Annotated in this window: 15 protein-coding genes; 2 read left to right on the forward strand and 13 right to left on the reverse strand. The window is 72.0% G+C overall.

Annotated elements, in window-relative coordinates:
- Positions 1–3: 3 nt before the first annotated feature.
- Positions 4–684: a biliverdin-producing heme oxygenase gene (locus FHU40_RS06540; protein ID WP_183591421.1), complete on the reverse strand. Its 681-nt coding sequence runs from the start codon at positions 682–684 to the stop codon at positions 4–6.
- A gap of 233 nt (positions 685–917) precedes the next feature.
- Here FHU40_RS06540 and FHU40_RS06545 point away from each other — a divergent pair, with 233 nt between their 5' ends.
- Positions 918–1583 carry a neocarzinostatin apoprotein domain-containing protein gene (locus FHU40_RS06545; protein ID WP_183591422.1) on the forward strand — a complete coding sequence of 222 codons (666 nt, stop codon included), beginning with the start codon at positions 918–920 and terminating at the stop codon, positions 1581–1583.
- 22 nt (positions 1584–1605) lie between these two features.
- The gene (locus tag FHU40_RS06550) at positions 1606–4464 is read left to right on the forward strand and encodes a neocarzinostatin apoprotein domain-containing protein (protein ID WP_183591423.1); all 2859 of its coding nucleotides are present in this window, start codon (positions 1606–1608) and stop codon (positions 4462–4464) included.
- 241 nt (positions 4465–4705) lie between these two features.
- Here FHU40_RS06550 and FHU40_RS06555 read toward each other — a convergent pair whose 3' ends face one another.
- From FHU40_RS06555 to FHU40_RS06610, 12 genes are all read right to left on the reverse strand, one after another.
- The gene (locus FHU40_RS06555) at positions 4706–5305 is read right to left on the reverse strand and encodes a DUF4437 domain-containing protein (RefSeq protein WP_183591424.1); all 600 of its coding nucleotides are present in this window, start codon (positions 5303–5305) and stop codon (positions 4706–4708) included.
- The gene (locus FHU40_RS06560; protein ID WP_183591425.1) at positions 5302–6171 is read right to left on the reverse strand and encodes an HpcH/HpaI aldolase/citrate lyase family protein; all 870 of its coding nucleotides are present in this window, start codon (positions 6169–6171) and stop codon (positions 5302–5304) included. Before FHU40_RS06560 ends, FHU40_RS06555 begins: the two co-directional genes overlap by 4 nt.
- Position 6172: 1 nt before the next feature.
- The gene (locus FHU40_RS06565) at positions 6173–6997 is read right to left on the reverse strand and encodes an SDR family NAD(P)-dependent oxidoreductase (protein WP_183591426.1); all 825 of its coding nucleotides are present in this window, start codon (positions 6995–6997) and stop codon (positions 6173–6175) included.
- Between the two features lie 16 nt (positions 6998–7013).
- Positions 7014–8174 carry an acyl-CoA dehydrogenase family protein gene (locus FHU40_RS06570; RefSeq protein ID WP_183591427.1) on the reverse strand — a complete coding sequence of 387 codons (1161 nt, stop codon included), beginning with the start codon at positions 8172–8174 and terminating at the stop codon, positions 7014–7016.
- 1 nt (position 8175) lies between these two features.
- On the reverse strand, positions 8176–8577 hold the full coding sequence (locus FHU40_RS06575; RefSeq protein ID WP_183591428.1) for a Zn-ribbon domain-containing OB-fold protein: 402 nt from the start codon (positions 8575–8577) through the stop codon (positions 8176–8178).
- Positions 8578–9196: 619 nt separating this feature from the next.
- Complete coding sequence (locus FHU40_RS06580) at positions 9197–10342, reverse strand: acetyl-CoA acetyltransferase (RefSeq protein ID WP_183591429.1); 1146 nt, start codon at positions 10340–10342, stop codon at positions 9197–9199.
- Positions 10339–10776: a MaoC family dehydratase gene (locus FHU40_RS06585; RefSeq protein ID WP_183591430.1), complete on the reverse strand. Its 438-nt coding sequence runs from the start codon at positions 10774–10776 to the stop codon at positions 10339–10341. Before FHU40_RS06585 ends, FHU40_RS06580 begins: the two co-directional genes overlap by 4 nt.
- Entirely contained in the window at positions 10773–11273 is a 501-nt protein-coding gene (locus FHU40_RS06590; protein WP_183591431.1) for an FAS1-like dehydratase domain-containing protein, read from the reverse strand. The genes FHU40_RS06585 and FHU40_RS06590 overlap by 4 nt, the downstream gene beginning before the upstream one ends.
- A gap of 196 nt (positions 11274–11469) precedes the next feature.
- Positions 11470–12684 carry a RidA family protein gene (locus tag FHU40_RS06595; protein WP_183591432.1) on the reverse strand — a complete coding sequence of 405 codons (1215 nt, stop codon included), beginning with the start codon at positions 12682–12684 and terminating at the stop codon, positions 11470–11472.
- Complete coding sequence (locus tag FHU40_RS06600) at positions 12681–14075, reverse strand: MmgE/PrpD family protein (RefSeq protein ID WP_246389974.1); 1395 nt, start codon at positions 14073–14075, stop codon at positions 12681–12683. Before FHU40_RS06600 ends, FHU40_RS06595 begins: the two co-directional genes overlap by 4 nt.
- Positions 14072–15289 carry a CaiB/BaiF CoA transferase family protein gene (locus FHU40_RS06605; RefSeq protein ID WP_183591433.1) on the reverse strand — a complete coding sequence of 406 codons (1218 nt, stop codon included), beginning with the start codon at positions 15287–15289 and terminating at the stop codon, positions 14072–14074. Before FHU40_RS06605 ends, FHU40_RS06600 begins: the two co-directional genes overlap by 4 nt.
- A complete protein-coding gene (locus tag FHU40_RS06610; RefSeq protein WP_183591434.1) occupies positions 15286–16320 on the reverse strand; it encodes an LLM class flavin-dependent oxidoreductase in 1035 nt (344 codons plus the stop codon). Before FHU40_RS06610 ends, FHU40_RS06605 begins: the two co-directional genes overlap by 4 nt.
- Position 16321: the final 1 nt, after the last annotated feature.

The raw sequence follows: 16321 nt of genomic DNA on the forward strand, positions 1-16321 counted from the left end.
AGGTCACTTCTTGAGGTAGCGCGGCAGGTCGCGTCCGATCTCGGCGAGCACCTTGGTGTTCAGGCGGTAGGCGAGGACCGCCTCGTCGATCACCTTCTGCTGCTCCTCCTCGCCCCAGGGCGCGGCGTCGAGCTGGTCGCGGTACTGGATCTTGAAGGCCTTGTAGTCCGGGATCTGGTCGAAGACGTAGAACTGCACGCCCTGCTGGTCCTTGAACTGGAACGCCCGCTCGACCGCGCCCTTGATGACCTGACCACCGGACAGATCGCCCAGGTAGCGGGTGTAGGCGTGCGCGACGAAGCCGCCGGGCCAGTCGAAGCAGACCTCCTTGAGCCGGTCGCAGTACTCCTTGGTCGCCTCGTTCGGGGCGATCTGGGTGCGCCAGTCGTCGCCGAGCAGGAACTGCAGGTCTGCCTCGAGTGCGGGGATCCGGGCGAGCGAGTCGTACACGAAGGGCCCGCCGACGGCGTCGTCGCGCATCTTCTCGGCCGCCTCCTCGATCACGAGGTAGGCGTAGTAGTGCTGCACGACCATGTCGACGTAGCCCTGGACGTTGCACTGTCCGCCGAGGAGCGCCTGCATGTACTCGGTGTACTCAGCGTGCTCGTGGTCGTCCCACGTCATCGACTTGAGTTCCTCGGAGAAGCGCGAGCTGGTCGTCGCCGGTTCGCTGCCAACGGTCATCTGTGACTCCTTCTTCGCCGGCGCTTCGGCCGCTTTCCAATAGGTGGTTGCTCGAAGATGCGCTGTAGCTGTCTGCTCACAGCAGCATCCGACGCACCGATCCTGACCGGTTTATGACGAACTGTCAACACGTTTCTGACTGCTCGTCACGAGTTACAGACAAATAGTCATGAAACTCTTTCCAATGTGACGTGCGTCGCCTAAAGTCCCACCAACCGACCGAAGGAGTTCCCTTGTCACGTTCCATCCTGGTCGCCCGCTCGCGCGGCGTCGGCCGCGCAATCATCGTGCTGCTCATGGCCGCCGTCTGGCTGGTCGCGTACAGCTCGCCGGCGTCGGCCGACGGCGCCTCCCTCGAGGTCGATCCGTCGACCGAGATCGACCCCGCCGGCGGCGAGGTGACCGTGACCGGCACCGGCTTCGAGCCCAGTGTCGGGCTGTTCGTGGTCGCCTGTGATCCCTCGGTGCCCAAGGGCGGCGCCTGCGACATGGCGAACTTCCAGCAGCCCCAGACCGATGCCGACGGATCCTTCGAGGTGACGCTGAAGGTGGTGCCGAAGTTCGGTCAGACCGACTGCGCCAAGACCCCGTGCGGCATCCAGACCAGCAAGGTCGGCGAAGGCGCGAACCGCACGCAGGAGCGCACCGTGCCGATCGGCTTCGCCGGCGGAGTCGCGCCGGTGGACGGCTGGCCGGGCGTGGGCTCCGCCGACGCCGACCCCGGCGACACCGCCACCGACAGTGCCGGCGCGTCCGACGACGGCCAGCAGGACAGCGCCGACGAGGACTCGAGTTCGTCGACGCCGCTCGTGATCGGCGTGATCGCGGCCGTGGTGGTCATCGGGGCCGCCGTCTTCGTGATCGCACGACGCCGCCGTCAGCCCGCCGACATCCAGTGACCGTCCAACAAGGAGAGAACGCATGACGATGTACACACCCGGCCGGAAGGGCCGCGCCAGGGGCAAGACCCGGCGCGGCCGCCTCTTGGCCGCCTTCACCGCCACCGTGGCACTCGCTGTGATGCCAGCGCTCGCCGTCGTCTCACCCGCGAGCGCTGCACCGAAGGGCACCCTGGCCGCCGTGAGCGGTACGACGGCTGGGCTCACCCCGGGTCAGAGTGTCGATCTGACGCTCACCAACTACCCAGCCGAGAACGTGCTGGTGAAGTACTGCGAGCTCGTCATGGTCGGCTTCAGCATGACGGTCGGCGACTGCGCCGCTTCTCCGGTCAACGTCACGGTGCCCGACACGGCTGGCGGGCGCGGGAACGCCACCGCCACCGCCGTCGCCCAGAAGATGATCGGCGCCAAGGACTGCGCCGCTGCGGCGATGTGCGGGTTCGTCACCGAGTCCGCCGGGGTCACGAAGAATCCCGACTCGGACGTGAAGCTCACCGTCGCGTTCGACACACCAGAGCTTGAGATCCTCGATCGCGCGCCGACAGCTGCCGACAACAGCCCGGTCACGGTCAAGGGCACCGGATTCCGCCCGAACACCACGATGCGGCTCACTCAGTGCAACAACTCGCTGCCCGCGGGCGGGAAGTGCCGCTCGACGCTCGGCCAGGGCTACGCCGAGCCGACCACGGACGCCAACGGGGAGTTCGAGACCGAGCTGAACGTGTCCGCGTCGTACGTCTCGGGTGCCGACACCCTCAACTGCACCGACGGGTCGATCGTCTGCGGTGTCCAGACCAGCAGCAAGGTGTCCGGCGCGGACCGGACCCAGCAGGCGATGGTCGATCTGGACTTCGGCGGCACCCTGACGGCCAGCAAGGTCACCGGGATCTCCACCGCCGGTGAGTCCATCACCGCCACCGGCACAGGCTTCCAGCCGAACATCGACCTCTACCTGGTCAACTGCGACACCGCGGTCCCCGCGGGCGGGGCCTGCGACATGGCACGGCTCGAGGAGGTGCACACCGACGCGAACGGCGGATTCAGCCAGGCGATCACCGTCGGCTCCTTCACCGGCACCGACTGCCTGGTCAAGGCCTGCGGCCTGCAGACCAGCAAGGTCGGCGCCGGCGCCGACATGAGCCAGACCGCGACGCTGCCGCTGTCCTTCACTGCGCCGCCGGTGCACACCGCGGCGCTGACTGCCAGCAAGACGAGCGGACTGAGCGCGGCCGGTGAGTCGATCACCGCCAACGGCACCGGCTTCCAGCCGAACATCAACCTGTTCCTCGCCCTGTGCGACACCGCCGTCCCGGCCGGCGGCGCCTGCGACATGACGAACTTCAAGCAGGTGACTACCAATGGCTCCGGCGCGTTCAGCCAGGCCATCAAGGTCGGCTCCTTCACCGGCACCGACTGCCTGGTCAAGGCCTGCGGCCTGCAGACCAGCAAGGTCGGCGCCGGGGCCGACGCCAGCCAGACGGCGACCCTGCCGCTGTCCTTCGTAAACACCCCGCCGGCGCCCACCGCGACGATGACCGCCAGCAAGACCACCGGCATCAGCATGTCCGGCGAGGACCTGCAGGTGAACGGCTCCGGCTTCAAGCCCAACGTCTCGCTGTTCGTCGCGCTGTGCAACACCAAGGTCCCCGCCGGCGGTGCCTGCGACATGGCCAACTTCAAGCAGGTCAAGACCGACGGCAGCGGCGCCTTCCCGAAGACCTCGATCAAGGTGGTCGGGAGCTTCACCGGTGGGAACGGCTCCAAGGTCAACTGCCTGAGCGACCCGTGCGCGCTGCAGACCAGCCAGGTCGGCGCGGGCTCGGACGCTACGCAGACCGCCACCCTGCCGCTGGGCTTCGTCAAGGGCTCCGCGACGGGCTCCAAGGCGGCGCTGAACGCACCGAAGGTCGTCAAGTCCGGCAGCACGGTCAAGGTCAAGGGCAGCGGCTTCAAGGCCGGCACCAAGGTCCAGACCGCGCTCTGCAAGACGTCGGCCAAGGTCGGCAAGCAGTGCTGGACCGCGAAGGCCAAGACCGCCAAGGTCAAGAAGAACGGCACCTTCACGGCGAAGATCAAGGTCGCCAAGAAGTTCCAGTCCAAGCAGGGCAAGGTCAACTGCGGCAAGTCCAAGTGCGCGATCAAGACCTGGAACAAGAAGAAGCCGAAGCAGGCCTCGAACCAGGTCACGCACAAGGTGAAGTTCGGCAACAAGACCGCCCGCACGACCACGATCGTGTCGACCTCGACCGCGCTGTCCCCGACCTTCGCGGTCCGGGCCGCGCGCGCCGGGGAGAGCCTGTCGGTGAGTAAGACCTCGGGACTCTCGCCGGCCGGTGAGACCGTGTCGGTCAAGGGCTCGGGCTTCAACCCGAAGGTCGGCCTCTTCGTCGCGCTGTGCAACACCGACGTTCCCGCCGGCGGCGCCTGCGACATGTCCAACTTCAAGCAGGTGCAGACCGACGCCAACGGCGCCTTCCCGGCGACCTCCATCAAGGTCGTGGGCACGTTCACCGGCGGCGACGGTTCCAAGGTGGACTGCTCCAGCGACCCGTGCGCCCTGCAGACCAGCCAGGTCGGGTCCGGGGCAGACGGACAGGCCACCGTGCCGTTGACGTTCGGCGGCACCTCCTCGGGCGGCGACTCGGGCGGCGACTCGGGCGACGACGGCGCCTCCGGGGGCGACTCCGGCGGCAACGACAGTGGCGACGACGGCGCCACGTCCTCCGGTGGCACGTCGGCGAACGGCTCGTCGAGCTCGGGCGGCGGCGCCGTGCTGCCGCAGACCGGTGCCGGCGACGAGCTGTGGCTCGCCACCGTGGGTCTGCTGATGCTGGTCGGCGGGCTGGCACTGACCCTGCGCAGGAGCGCGCGCGCTTCCTGACGGCACACACCAGTGGGGCCGTGACGGATCTCCGTCACGGCCCCACTGCTGTGTCCGGCGGGCGGTGGGTGATCCACCTTCTCCGCCCGCCAATCGGTGGCTAGGTCACCGCCGCCCGCGGCCGGACCGGCCCAGCGGTGGGTGATCCACCTTCTCCGCCCGCCGATCGGTGGCTGAGCCACCGCCGCCCGCAGGGGGTCGCCGAGGTGCGAGCGCAGCGAGCGTGGTCGACGCCACCGGCTCACCAGGAGCGGACCAGCAGCCGATCCACGCGAGCCGGGAGGCCGGCGCCGGCGGGGAGCCACGTCCAGGTCCACCGCTCGACGTCCAGGGCGTCACGGGCCTTCGCCGCGGGCGCCAGCGGGCCGCTGACGACCTCGGAGCCCCCGTGCCCGGCGCTCGACGCCATCAGCACGCCGAGGACGTCCGCGGGACCGGAGGCGGTGCGCCGGCGTACGTCGTACCACCCGGGCTGCCAGGTCGGGACCCCGCCGAACCAGGCGAGCGCCAGGGCTCCGTCCGGCGTGCGGGTGTCCTGTCGACACGCGTCGGCGGGCACGAACGCCCAACAGCCGGCGCCGTGACGCCGACCGTTCATCTCCAACACGCCCGCGAGCACCACGAACTCCTCGGCCACCGCGTAGCTGCCCGTCGCCATCCGCTCCCACCCCGGGGGGAAGCGGACCAGCGAGACCGACGCCTTGCTCGCGCGGTCCAGCCACAATCGGTGCAACCGTACGGGTGCCGAGCCGCCGGGGATCTCCTGATCGACCCAGCCGGCCGAGGTGGCCGCGACCTCGTGAAGGTCGACGGCGCGGAGGCCGTCGACGGACCCCGTCATGAGCCGGCGCGCGCGAGCACCCGGCGGGCGTTGCGGACGACGGCGAGGTCGATCATCCGGCCGTCCGCGTCGAGCAGCACGCCGTCGCCGGCCTGCTCGGCGCGCTCGAACCGGTCCACGATCTCGCGGGCGCGGTCGATCTCGTCGGGCCGCGGGGTGAACACGTCGTTGACGACCGTGACCTGGGCCGGGTGGATGCAGGCGCGACTGCCGTAGCCCATCCGGCGCAGGGCGTCGGTCGAGGACCGCAGGGCGTCGAGGTCGGTGAAGTCGGTCGTCACCGGGCCGACCGGGGCCTCGATGCGGGCCGCCGCCGAGGCCAGCACGACCTGACCACGGACCCAGGCCAGCTCGGCACCGTCGGCGCCTGGTTCGATCCCGCAGTCGGCCGCCAGGTCGACCTCGCCCACCTGGAGCCGCGCCACGCGCGACGCGGCCGCGATCGCGGGCGCAGCCAGCACGGCCGCCGCGTCCTCCAACAGGGGCGAGAGCGCCACCGCGCCCACGTCGAGGCCACGAGCGTCCTCGAGCTCGTCGAGGAGCGCCGCCACGGCCGCGACGTACGCCGCGCCGGGGGTCTTCGCCAGGCAGAGCCCCGAGAGGCCGGGCGCGACGACCGCGGTGACGTCGTCGCGCCACGACTCGGCGTTGACGCGCACCCAGAGCTGGGTGGGATCGTCGCTGACGGCGTGGCCGGCGACGAACTCCGCCACCGCCTCACGCGCCCGCTGCTTGCGGGGCCAGGCGACCGCGTCCTCGAGGTCGAGGATCAGGGCGTCGGCCCCGCGCTGCAGCGCCCGGGCGAACAGCTCGGGCCGGTCCCCCGGCACGTAGAGATGGCTGCGGACGGCGGCGCGGGGCTCCATCTCAGACCGATCCGGCGACCGCGGTCGACCCCGCCGCGCCGGTGTCGCCCGCGAGCTCCGCCAGGACCTGTGCCGCGCCGGTGGCGTTGAAGTGCCGGCCCGACAGCTGGGCACCGTTGACCGCCCGCGACTCGTCGCTGGCGAGCCAGACCGCCGCGGGCACGATGACGCCCGGCTCGGAGTAGCCCATCGGGAGCTGCTTGAGGTGCTCGGGCATCTTGTCCGGCCCGAACAGGTGCGTGTCGACCATGCCGCCCGGGGTCAGGCAGTTCACCCGCACCCCGCGCTCGGCCGTCTCGCCGGCGGCGATGGTCACCAGCACGTCGACGCAGGCCTTGGAGACCGCGTAGATGCCGGACCCGGCGCGGGCGATCCGGCCGGTCTCCGAGCCGATCGCGATGAAGCTGGCACCCTCGTCGAGCACCGGGATGGCGGCCTTCATGCACGACCACATGCCGATCGCGTTGACCCGCATCACCCGCTCGACGATGTCGGCGTCGTAGGTGTCCAGGGTGGTGTACCGCTTGTCGGTGAGCCCGGGGTACGACGTACCCGCGTTCGCGACGAAGACGTCGATGCCGCCGAGCTCGGCGACGGCGGTGCGCACCAGCGACTGAACCTGGTCCTCCTCGGCCACGTCGGTCACGCACACGTGCACCTCGGCCCCGGCGTCGGCGCAGAGCGCCCGCACCCGCTCGAGGTCGTCCCGCGAGCGCGCGGCGAGCACCAGGCGCGCGCCTTCGCGGGCGTATCCGACGGCCATCGCCTCACCCAGGCCACGGCTGGCCCCGGTGACGACGATCCGCTTGTCCTGTAGCGCTGCCATGCTCACACCTCTCGATTCAGCCGATGACTGTCTTGCCCGTGACCACCGCTCGGGCCACGACCGTGCGCAGGATGTCGTTGGTGCCCTCGCCGATGTTCATCAACATGGCGTCACGGTAGAGCCGCTCGACCTCGTACTCGGTCGAGTAGCCGTAGCCGCCGTGCACCTTCATCGCGTCGATGGCCGACGCGAGCGCGACCTCGGAGCAGAAGATCTTGGCCATGCCGGTGGCGCCGTCGGCACGCCCGCGGCGTACAGCGTCGGCGGCCCAGTAGGCCATCAGCCGCGCCGCCTGCACCTCGGTGGCCAGGTCGCCGAGCTTGAGCTGGATCGCCTGGAAATCGGCGATCGGCTGCCCGAACGCCTTGCGCTGCTGGGCGTACGCCAGAGCCTCCTCGTAGGCGCGCTGGGCGATGCCCACCGACCGGGCGGCGATGTTGACCCGCCCCCACTCCAGGCCCGAGAGCGCCTGCTGCATGCCCTTGCCCTCGACCCCGCCGACCAACCGGTCGGCCGGGACCCGGACGCCGTCGAGGAGCACCTCGCACGACTCGGTGCCCTTGTAGCCGAGCTTGTCGATGTCGCGGAGCACCTCGAAGCCGGGCAGGTCGGCGTCGACCAGCAGCAGGCTCATGCCGGCGTGCGCCGGGCTCGCCTGCGGGTCGGTCTTGACGAGCACCGGCAGCGGGTCGGCGTACCGCGCGTTGGTGATCCACATCTTGGTGCCGTTGACGACGTAGTGATCGCCGTCGAGGCGCGCGGTGGTGCGGATGCCCTGCAGGTCGGTGCCGGCGTCGGGCTCGGTCAGGCCGATGCCGGTACGTCGCTCGCCGGTCGCCAGCGCCGGCAGGTACCGCTGCTGCTGCTCCGTCGTGCCGTGCAGGGCGATGATCCGGCAGGCCAGGGAGTGGCTGCCCAGGATGCCCGCGATGCCCATCCAGCCGCGGGACAGCTCTTCGAAGACCAGCGCGAAGGAGACCGGGTCGAGGTCGAGCCCGCCGTACTCCTCGGGGACGGTGATGCCGAAGAGCCCCATCTCCTTCATCCCGTCGACGATCTCGGTCGGATAGCGCCCGCTGTGCTCCCACTCCCGGGCGACCGGCACGATCTCCTTGTCGACGAACGTGCGCAGCAGGGCCTGGAAGTCGCGCTGCTCCTCGGTCAGGGTGAAGTCCACGTCAAGCCTTCCGGTCGGGTTGGAACAGCGGCAGTGCTCGCCCGTCCGCGAGCGGCCGCCAGGCGAGTCGGAGACGGTCTCCGACCGCGACGTCGTAGGGGTGCTCGGTCACCACGTTGGACAACAGCAGCACGCCGCTGGGCAGGCGGACCCGCGCCACGACGTACGGCGCGGTGTGTCCGGGAGCCGGCCGCTCGACGACGGTGCAGGAGTCCACGACCCCGTGCTCACCCGCGTCGGCCTGACTCAGGCCGTCGGCGCTGCCGCAACGGATGCAGACCGCGCGGGGCGGGTGCTGATGGTGGCCGCAGGCGCACGCCTGGACGGTCAGCCGGCGCTGCCGGGTGGCGTCCCACCAAGGGGTCGTGACCTCGTCGCCGGGCGAGATCTCAGCGTCCGTCATCGGGCAGCCTCCTGGCTCGTCGGCCGGGCAGCGGTGAGCTGGCAACCATCCGACCCCACCCAACGGTTGCTGACACACCGCCGCACGGCAGCATCGGCCGGCAGCGGTGAGCACGCAACCATCCGACCCCACCCAACGGTTGCTGACACACCGCCGCACGGCAGCATCGGCCGGCAGCGGTGAGCACGCAACCATCCGACCCCACCCAACGGTTGCTGACACACCGCCGCACGGCAGCATCGGCCGGCAGCGGTGAGCACGCAACCATCCGACCCCACCCAACGGTTGCTGACACACCGCCGCACGGCAGCGTCGACCGGCAGCGGTGAGCACGCAACCATCCGACCCCACCCAACGGTTGCTGACACACCGCCGCACGGCAGCATCGGCCGGCAGCGGTGAGCACGCAACCATCCGACCCCACCCAACGGTTGCTGACACACCGCCGCACGGCAGCATCGGCCGGCAGCGGTGAGCACGCAACCATCCGACCCCGCCCAACGGTTGCTGACACACCGCCGCACGGCAGCATCGGCCGGCAGCGGTGAGCAATCCACCGAAGCCCGCCGCGAGGAGGTGGACAGCCCACCGCCCACCCGGGGCACCACCGGCCGGAGCATCATCGGTCCACCCCCAGCAGCACGGTCGCGTGGGACGACAGGATGCCGCCGGTGCCATGGGCCAGCGCCACCTCGGCGCCCGCGACCTGCCGCGCGCCGCACTCACCGCGCAGCTGGCGGACCGCCTCGACCAGCAGCAGGATGCCGAACTGGCCCGGATGGCAGTAGGACAGCCCGCCGCCGGAGGTGTCGAGGGGGAAGTCGCCGCCGGGCCGGATCCGGCCGCCCCCGATCCAGTCGAGGGCCTCGCCGCGACCGCAGAAGCCGAGTGCCTCCAGGCTCAGCGCGACGGTGATCGTGAAGGAGTCGTAGACCTGGGCGACGTCGACGTCGGCCGGGGTGAGCCCGGCCCGGGCGAAGGCGGCCGCGCCCGAGGCGACCGCCCCGGTGGTGGTCAGGTCGTCGACGGCGGTCATCGACGTGTTCGTGACCGACTCGCCGTAGCCGAGCACCCGCACCGGCGGTCGCGCCAGGTCGCGGGCGCGCTCCAGCGAGGTCAGCACGACCGCTCCCCCGCCGTCGGTGACCAGGCAGCAGTCGCCGGTGCGCAGCGGCGTCGAGACCATCGTGGTGGCGAGCACGTCGTCGGCGGTGAGCGGGCCGGCGTCATGGCGGAAGGCCCGCGGGTTCAGCAGCGCCCACTCCCGGGCCGCGACGGCCACTTCGGCCAGCTTGTCCGGGGTCTGACCGTAGCGGTGCAGGTAGGCCTGCGCGGCCATCGCGTAGTAGGAGATCGGGTAGAGCGGGCCGTACGGCGCCTCGAACTGGGCCTCGGGCATCTGGAGCTCCAGCGTGCCGGTGAGCGAGCGCGACCGGGCCGAGCGCTGGTTGGACGCGAACGAGATCACCACGACCTCGACCTGCCCGGCCTCGATCGCCTGGGCGGCGCGCGCGACGTACATCTCGAACGCCGAGCCGCCCGCGAAGGTCGACTCCGTCCATGCCGGCTGCAGTCCGAGGTAGTCGGCCACCTGCGTCGCGGAGAACCGGGAGACCCCGCTGGTCGCGAGGCCGTCGACGTCGGCGAGGGTCAGCCCGGCGTCGGCCAGCGCCCGGGTGATCGCCTGCGCCTGCAGCGCGAGGATGCTGCGGCCGGTCACCCCCAGATCGCACTCGGCGGCCCCCACGATCGCCACCCCGCTCACGGCGCGCACCGCCTCGGCTGCAGCACCAGCAACGACCGGGCCGGCTCGACGGCGACCCGCTCCTCGACACCGTCGGCGTCGATCACGACGACCCGGTGGCGCAGCTCGACGCCGTCGTCCCCGCTGCGCACCACCTCGGCCTCGCAGCGCACCCGCTCGCCGGCGAAGACCAGGTTGCGGAAGGTGAACTCGAGCTCGGCCAGGCGCCAGCCGGGTCCCGCCCAGTCCTGGGCCTGGGCCGCGACGAGGGCGCCGAAGACCTGCCCGTCGACCACGGGTGCGGCGAGCCGCTTCTCCGAGAGGTACGCCGGGTCGTAGTGCAGGCGGTGCCAGTCCCAGGTGGCGCCTGCGTAGGCGATCATGTCGGCGATCCCGATGGTCAGCTCGCGGACCGCCGGCGGCCCGCTCGGCACCGTGCTCGTCGCCGGGCTCATCGCGGCGCCTCCAGGGACACGAAGATGATCGTCTCGGTGTTCTCCACCAGCCGCTCCCCCGCCTGGTTGGTGTACGTCGCCCGGGAGGTGACCACGAGCATCTCCCCGCCCTGCCGGCCGGTCTTCACCCGCGCGTCGAGGATCTCCCAGGTCGCGGTGATCCGGTCGTCGGGGTGCACCGGCCGGTGGAACACGTAGGAGTTGCCGCCGCGCACGGTGCGGGTGTCCGGGATCTCGATGCGCCAGGTGTGCCCGGCGTACCCCTCCGCGTCCATCGGCAGGTCGGCGTACTGGTTGGTCTCGCACACCAGCGTCGGCGGCGCCACCACGTCGCGGTAGCCGTGCGTGCGCGCGTAACCGGCGTCGGTGTAGAGCCGGTTGTGGTCGCCGACGGCGCGCGCGTAGTAGCGGAACGCCGCGGCTCCGAACTCCTCCGGTGCCGTGTAGACGGTCCGGCGGCCGACGAGCGCCGCCGCGTGCTCGGCCAGGCCGCTCATCGCGCCGGCTCCGGGAGCAGCGCGGTGCGGTGCCCGGCCGCGCGGTGCCGGGCAGCGGTGCGCCAGCAACCACTCCAACGCCCGAAACGGTTGCCCACGCACCGCCGCCCGGGCGTCGCTCCGGGTAGCGGTGCGCCAGCAACCGCTCCCATGCCGGAAACGGTTGCCCACGCACCGCCGCCCGGGGCGATGCCGCTCACAGCCCTGGCTCCGGGAGAAGTGCGGTGGCGAAGACCTCGAGCAGGAACTCCGGGCGCAGCAGGCCGGCGCACATCGCGCCGGTCGACGCCGGCCACGGCGGCGAGAGCAGCCGCTCGCGGACGGGCGCGACCAGGCGGTAGTCGCGCAGCGCCTCGATCGCGCAGAACTCCAGGGTCTGCACCAGATGCTCCGGACCGGTGCCGGCGGCCGCCAGCACGTCGAGGAGGGCCTGGTAGGTGACCTCCGCCTGGGCGCCGATGTCACCGGGGTGCAGCGCCTGCTGGGTCTCCATGTCGAGGGCTGCGAAGCCGGACATGAACAGCGTCCGGCCGGCCTTCACACCCGGCGAGTAGGTGAGCGTGTCGTAGCGCGACCAGCCGGGGTTGACCGCCTCCAGCGGGTGCCGGGACGCGGTCACGTCCAGCGCCACGAGCACCCCGGGCCGGTGCAGCCGGCTCATCACGATGCCGCCGGCGCCCGGGTAGACGCCCGCGCCGCCCAGCCGGTCCTTCCGGACGTGGTGGACCTTGCGGTAGGTGCCCCGGGTCTCCGGCGTGGTGTAGTCGTAGGTGGTCACCGCATGGTCCAGCGACAGCCCGGCCCGGCGCAGCAGCTGGTCGGCCCGGTCCAGGCACCAGGCGTACTGCCCGACGAGGTCTCCGGGGTGGACGACCTCGCCGTCCTCCCACGGGATGATCGTGGGCAGGTAGACCGTGCCCTGGTGGGCCTCCACCACGGGCGAGGAGGTCCAGGTCCCCCGGCCCGCGGTGTCCGAGCGGGCGACCAGCAGCCGGCCGCCGCCGGTGCCGGCGTGCACCTCGACCTCGAGCAGCGCCGCCGAGCGCACCAGCCGCTCCACGACGATCGTGGTCACCGACGCGACGGCGTCGCCGAGCACCTCCTCGCGCACCTGCTCGACCGCGGCGTACTCCGGGAGCCCGGCGAGCGTGACGTTCTCGGTCACCTTGACGATGTCGCCGGCGCCCAGGCCGGCGGCCTCCAGGATCGTGAGCACCTTGTCGTACGCCGTGCGCGCCTGCTCGGCCATGGACCCGGTGACCACCATCTTCGCGGCGCCCGGGTCCAGGCGGGACGCGGTGTGCCCCGAGATCCAGGCGTCCGGGCCGGACGTCAGCCCCAGCGAGAAGGTGAACCCCTCGTAGGGGAACCACGGGAAATCGGCGGGCTTGATCGCCGAGGGGGTGCTCATCGGGCTTCCTCCACAACTGCTTCCAGGAACTGATCGGTCAGGTCGGACAGGTCGCCCAGCTCGTCGAGGGCGACCAGGGAGAGCCACAGCCGGTGGGCGGCCGGGCCGCCGCCGGCGTTGGCGAGGAACTTGGCGCGCAGGCTCTCGGTCGACAGCGGGGCGTCCGGTCCGCCCGCGCTCCGGTCGACCGCGCCCTCGAGCACCTGGCCATCACGCAGCCGGATCCGGACCCGGCCGCACGCGTCGGCCGCGACGCGGTCGCTGGGCGCGGACTCGGTCCGCACCCGCCCGGCGAGGGCCGCGACCTCCGCGCGCTGCACCGAGTCGACCGCGTAGGTGCTCTCGGAGACCGAGCCGTCCAGGAGCAACGCCGCGACCGACCAGGGCAGGGAGAACTTCGCGTCGTACGGACCGCGTGGCCGGGTGAGGTCGCGGTCGGGGTCGCACACCACCGCCGCCGAGTCGGGGTGCACCGCGGCCACCACCTCGGCGACGTCGGCGGGCCGGACCTCCCGGCCCGCGACCGCCGCGGCGACCGCGTCGAGGGTGGCGTGCATCAGCTGGCAGGCGGGATAGGGCTTGATGCCGATCCGGCCGGTCTCCCAGCGTCGCCCGAGGTCGCCGCCGACCACGTCGAGGTCGGGCGGGGCACCGACGAGCGCGGCGTAGAGACCGCGTTGGCCCTCCAGCACGGTGGCCGGCCCGGTCGCGCCGGCGCCCGCCAGGAGCGCGGCGGTCACGCCGTTCATCGACGCCAGGCCCGGGTGCAGCTGCTTGGTCGACGCGGCGCTGCCGAGGAACTCCAGGAGCCCACCGGCCGAGCTGCCGGCGATACCGAGGGCGTCGGTGGCCCGCGCGCCGTCCAGGCCCGACAGCCGTGCGGTGACGAGTGCGGCGGCGAAGACCCCGGCGGCCGACGTGGCGTGCAGCCCGCGGTCGTGGAAGCCGTTCGGCACCGCCGCGGCGATCCGGCACACGGTCTCGTACCCGACCACGGCCGCGGTGACCAGGTCGCGCCCGGTCGCGCCCGCGGCCTGGCCGACCGCCAGGGCGGCCGGGAGCACCACCGCGGTCGGGTGCACCAGCCCGCCCGCGTGGGTGTCGTCGAAGTCGTGCGCGTGCACGAGCGCGCCGGTCGCGAGCGCCGCCGCGGCGCTGCCGACCCGGTCCGGGCCGCCGAGCAGCGTCGCCTCCGGTGGGCCGCCGAGCCGACGGGCGACCTCGACCACGGGCGCCACCGCGCCCGAGCGGACCGCGGCCGCCGCCGTACCGAACCCGTCGGCCAGGTGCCGGACGGCCGCCTCCCGGATCCGCCCGGGTACGTCGTCGTCGCGCAGGGCGATGCCCCACTCGGCGAGCGCGGCCGCGACCGGCGTCATGCCTGGGTTCATCTCTGGGCTTCCGTCAGCTCCGCGCCGAAGGCACCCGCGGCGACATGGCCCCTGATCCGGTCGTCGGTCCAGCCGACGACCTCCTTGAGCACGTAGCGGAAGTCCTCGTTGCGCGACGGCGCCCGCCGGTACTCCACCGGTTCGCTCCCGACCCGCACCGGGGAGGCCACCTGCCGCACCGTGCCGAACGTCGGGTGCTCGGTCTCCACCACGAGTCCCCGAGCCTGCGTGTGCGGCTCCTGCAGCGCGGCCGGTACGTCGTTGATGGGCCCGCACGGGATCGCGGCCTCGTAGAGCAGCTTCAGCCAGGCCGCGACCGGCCGCTCGGCGAAGATCGCCTCCAGCAGCGGCAGCAGCTCCCCGGCGTTGCGCTGCCGGTCGGCGAAGGTGGCGAACCGCGGATCGGTCGCCAGCTCCGGCCGCTCGACGACCACGGCGAGCCGCTGCCAGAACTTCTCCTTGGCGCAGCCCACCACGAGCCAGCCGTCCTGGGCCTCGAACGCCTGGAAGGGCACCAGCGACGGGTGGGCGGAGTGGTGGGTGCGCACCGGCTGGAACCCGGCGTTCAGGTGCCAGGTCGCCGGGTAGGTCAGCAGCCCGACCGCGGTGTCGTAGAGGCTGACGTCGCAGTCCATGCCGACGCCGTCGCGCCTGGCGGCGTGCAGGCCGGCGAGCAGCGAGATCGCGGCGACGAACCCGCCGCTGTAGTCGACCATCGACAGCCCCGACTTGGTGGGTGGGCCGTCCGGCTCCCCGGTCAGATCCATCCAGCCGGCGAGGCCCTGCAGGATGTAGTCGTAGCCCGGCTCCTTGGCCCGCGGCCCGGTCATCCCGAAGCCGGTCAGCGAGCAGCACACGATCCGCGGGTTGAGGTGCTTGAGGTCGTCGTAGGTGATGCCGATCTTCGCCGGCACGTCGCCGCGCAGGTTGGAGTAGACGACGTCGGAGACCCGCACCAGCTCCTCGAAGACCTCACGCCCCTCAGGGGTCGCGAGGTCGAGCGAGAGGCTGCGCTTGTTGCGGTTGAAGGTCTCGAAGAAGAGCGAGTCCTCGCCCTCGGCGTACGGCGGCACGTAGCGCCCGACGTCGCCGCCGACCCGCGGGTCCTCGATCTTGATCACCTCGGCACCGAGATCGGCCAGGTGCACGCTGCCGAACGGGCCGGCGCCGTACTGCTCGACCGCGATGATCCGGACGTCCTCGAGGGGCTTCATGCGGCCCTCCCGCTCAGCTCGCCGATCAGGGCGATGATCTGGTCCTGCGCCGCGCGGGTCTCGTCCGCGGGCAGCCCGTGCGTGGGCGGCGAGAGCTTCACCGCGTCCGCGATGCCGTCGTACGCCGCGAGGCGCTGCCGGACCTCCTCGCGGGTGCCGGTGAGCGTGAGCGCGTCGACCATCCGGTCGGACACGACGTCACCGAGGTGATCGGCACCGCGGCCGCCGCGGAAGGCCGCCACCACGGCGTCCTGCTCCTCGGCGAGCCCGTGGAAGGCGAAGAAGTCGGCGTAGGTGCGCACGCTCGCGTAGAAGCCGACGAGCCCGGCGATCCGGGAGACCGCGCTGCGGCGGTCGTCGGCGATCGAGCAGCACGCGGAGACCACGATCTTGAACGCCGACCAGCTGCGCTCGGCACGCTCGATCCCGGCGGTCAGGTCGGGCAGGATCCGCTCGGAGAGGTAGCCCGGAGAGCACAGCTCGTGGGAGATCCAGCCGTCCGCGATCTCCCCCGCGGTGCGGGTCATCACCGGCCCCATCGCCGCGAGGTAGATCGGGATGTCGGTGCGCAGCACGGGGAACGGGCGCTCGTAGCCGCGGATCCGCATCGGCTCGTACTCACCGTCGAGGTCGATGGTCTCTCCGGTCGTGCAGGTCTCCCAGAACGTCCGGATGTTGCGCACGGTCTCACGGACGTGACCGACCGGCTTGCCCCAGCGGGCGTTGTGCCACTGCTCGTTGAGCCGCTGCACGCCCGAGCCGAGGCCGAGCACGAACCTCCCGCCGGCCAGCTCGTCGAGGTCGAGTGCCTCCAGGGCGGTGATCATCGGGCTGCGGGTGAAGGCCAGCGCGATCGCGGTGCCCACGGCCGCGCTGGTGGTCGCCTGCGCCATCGAGGCCGCCGAGATCGTCGCGCTGCGGTGCATCTCCGGCGTCCAGAGCACCGTCGCGCCGGCGCGCTCCGCGCGGCGGGCGGCGTCGTCCTGCTCGGCGAGCGTCTCGCCCCACGGCTGGTAGGTGAGCTCGAGCATT

This window comes from Nocardioides soli (assembly GCF_014191495.1).
Lineage (GTDB): Bacteria > Actinomycetota > Actinomycetes > Propionibacteriales > Nocardioidaceae > Nocardioides > Nocardioides soli.

Bases quoted from the DNA above. Each gene is read 5' to 3' on its own strand.
- FHU40_RS06540 (WP_183591421.1), bottom strand. From the start codon at position 684: ATGACCGTTGGCAGCGAACCGGCGACGACCAGCTCGCGCTTCTCCGAG.
- FHU40_RS06550 (WP_183591423.1), top strand. From the start codon at position 1,606: ATGACGATGTACACACCCGGCCGGAAGGGCCGCGCCAGGGGCAAGACC.
- FHU40_RS06555 (WP_183591424.1), bottom strand. From the start codon at position 5,305: ATGACGGGGTCCGTCGACGGCCTCCGCGCCGTCGACCTTCACGAGGTC.
- FHU40_RS06560 (WP_183591425.1), bottom strand. From the start codon at position 6,171: ATGGAGCCCCGCGCCGCCGTCCGCAGCCATCTCTACGTGCCGGGGGAC.
- FHU40_RS06565 (WP_183591426.1), bottom strand. From the start codon at position 6,997: ATGGCAGCGCTACAGGACAAGCGGATCGTCGTCACCGGGGCCAGCCGT.
- FHU40_RS06575 (WP_183591428.1), bottom strand. From the start codon at position 8,577: ATGACGGACGCTGAGATCTCGCCCGGCGACGAGGTCACGACCCCTTGG.
- FHU40_RS06585 (WP_183591430.1), bottom strand. From the start codon at position 10,776: ATGAGCCCGGCGACGAGCACGGTGCCGAGCGGGCCGCCGGCGGTCCGC.
- FHU40_RS06590 (WP_183591431.1), bottom strand. From the start codon at position 11,273: ATGAGCGGCCTGGCCGAGCACGCGGCGGCGCTCGTCGGCCGCCGGACC.
- FHU40_RS06595 (WP_183591432.1), bottom strand. From the start codon at position 12,684: ATGAGCACCCCCTCGGCGATCAAGCCCGCCGATTTCCCGTGGTTCCCC.
- FHU40_RS06600 (WP_246389974.1), bottom strand. From the start codon at position 14,075: ATGAACCCAGGCATGACGCCGGTCGCGGCCGCGCTCGCCGAGTGGGGC.
- FHU40_RS06605 (WP_183591433.1), bottom strand. From the start codon at position 15,289: ATGAAGCCCCTCGAGGACGTCCGGATCATCGCGGTCGAGCAGTACGGC.
- FHU40_RS06610 (WP_183591434.1), bottom strand. From the start codon at position 16,320: ATGCTCGAGCTCACCTACCAGCCGTGGGGCGAGACGCTCGCCGAGCAG.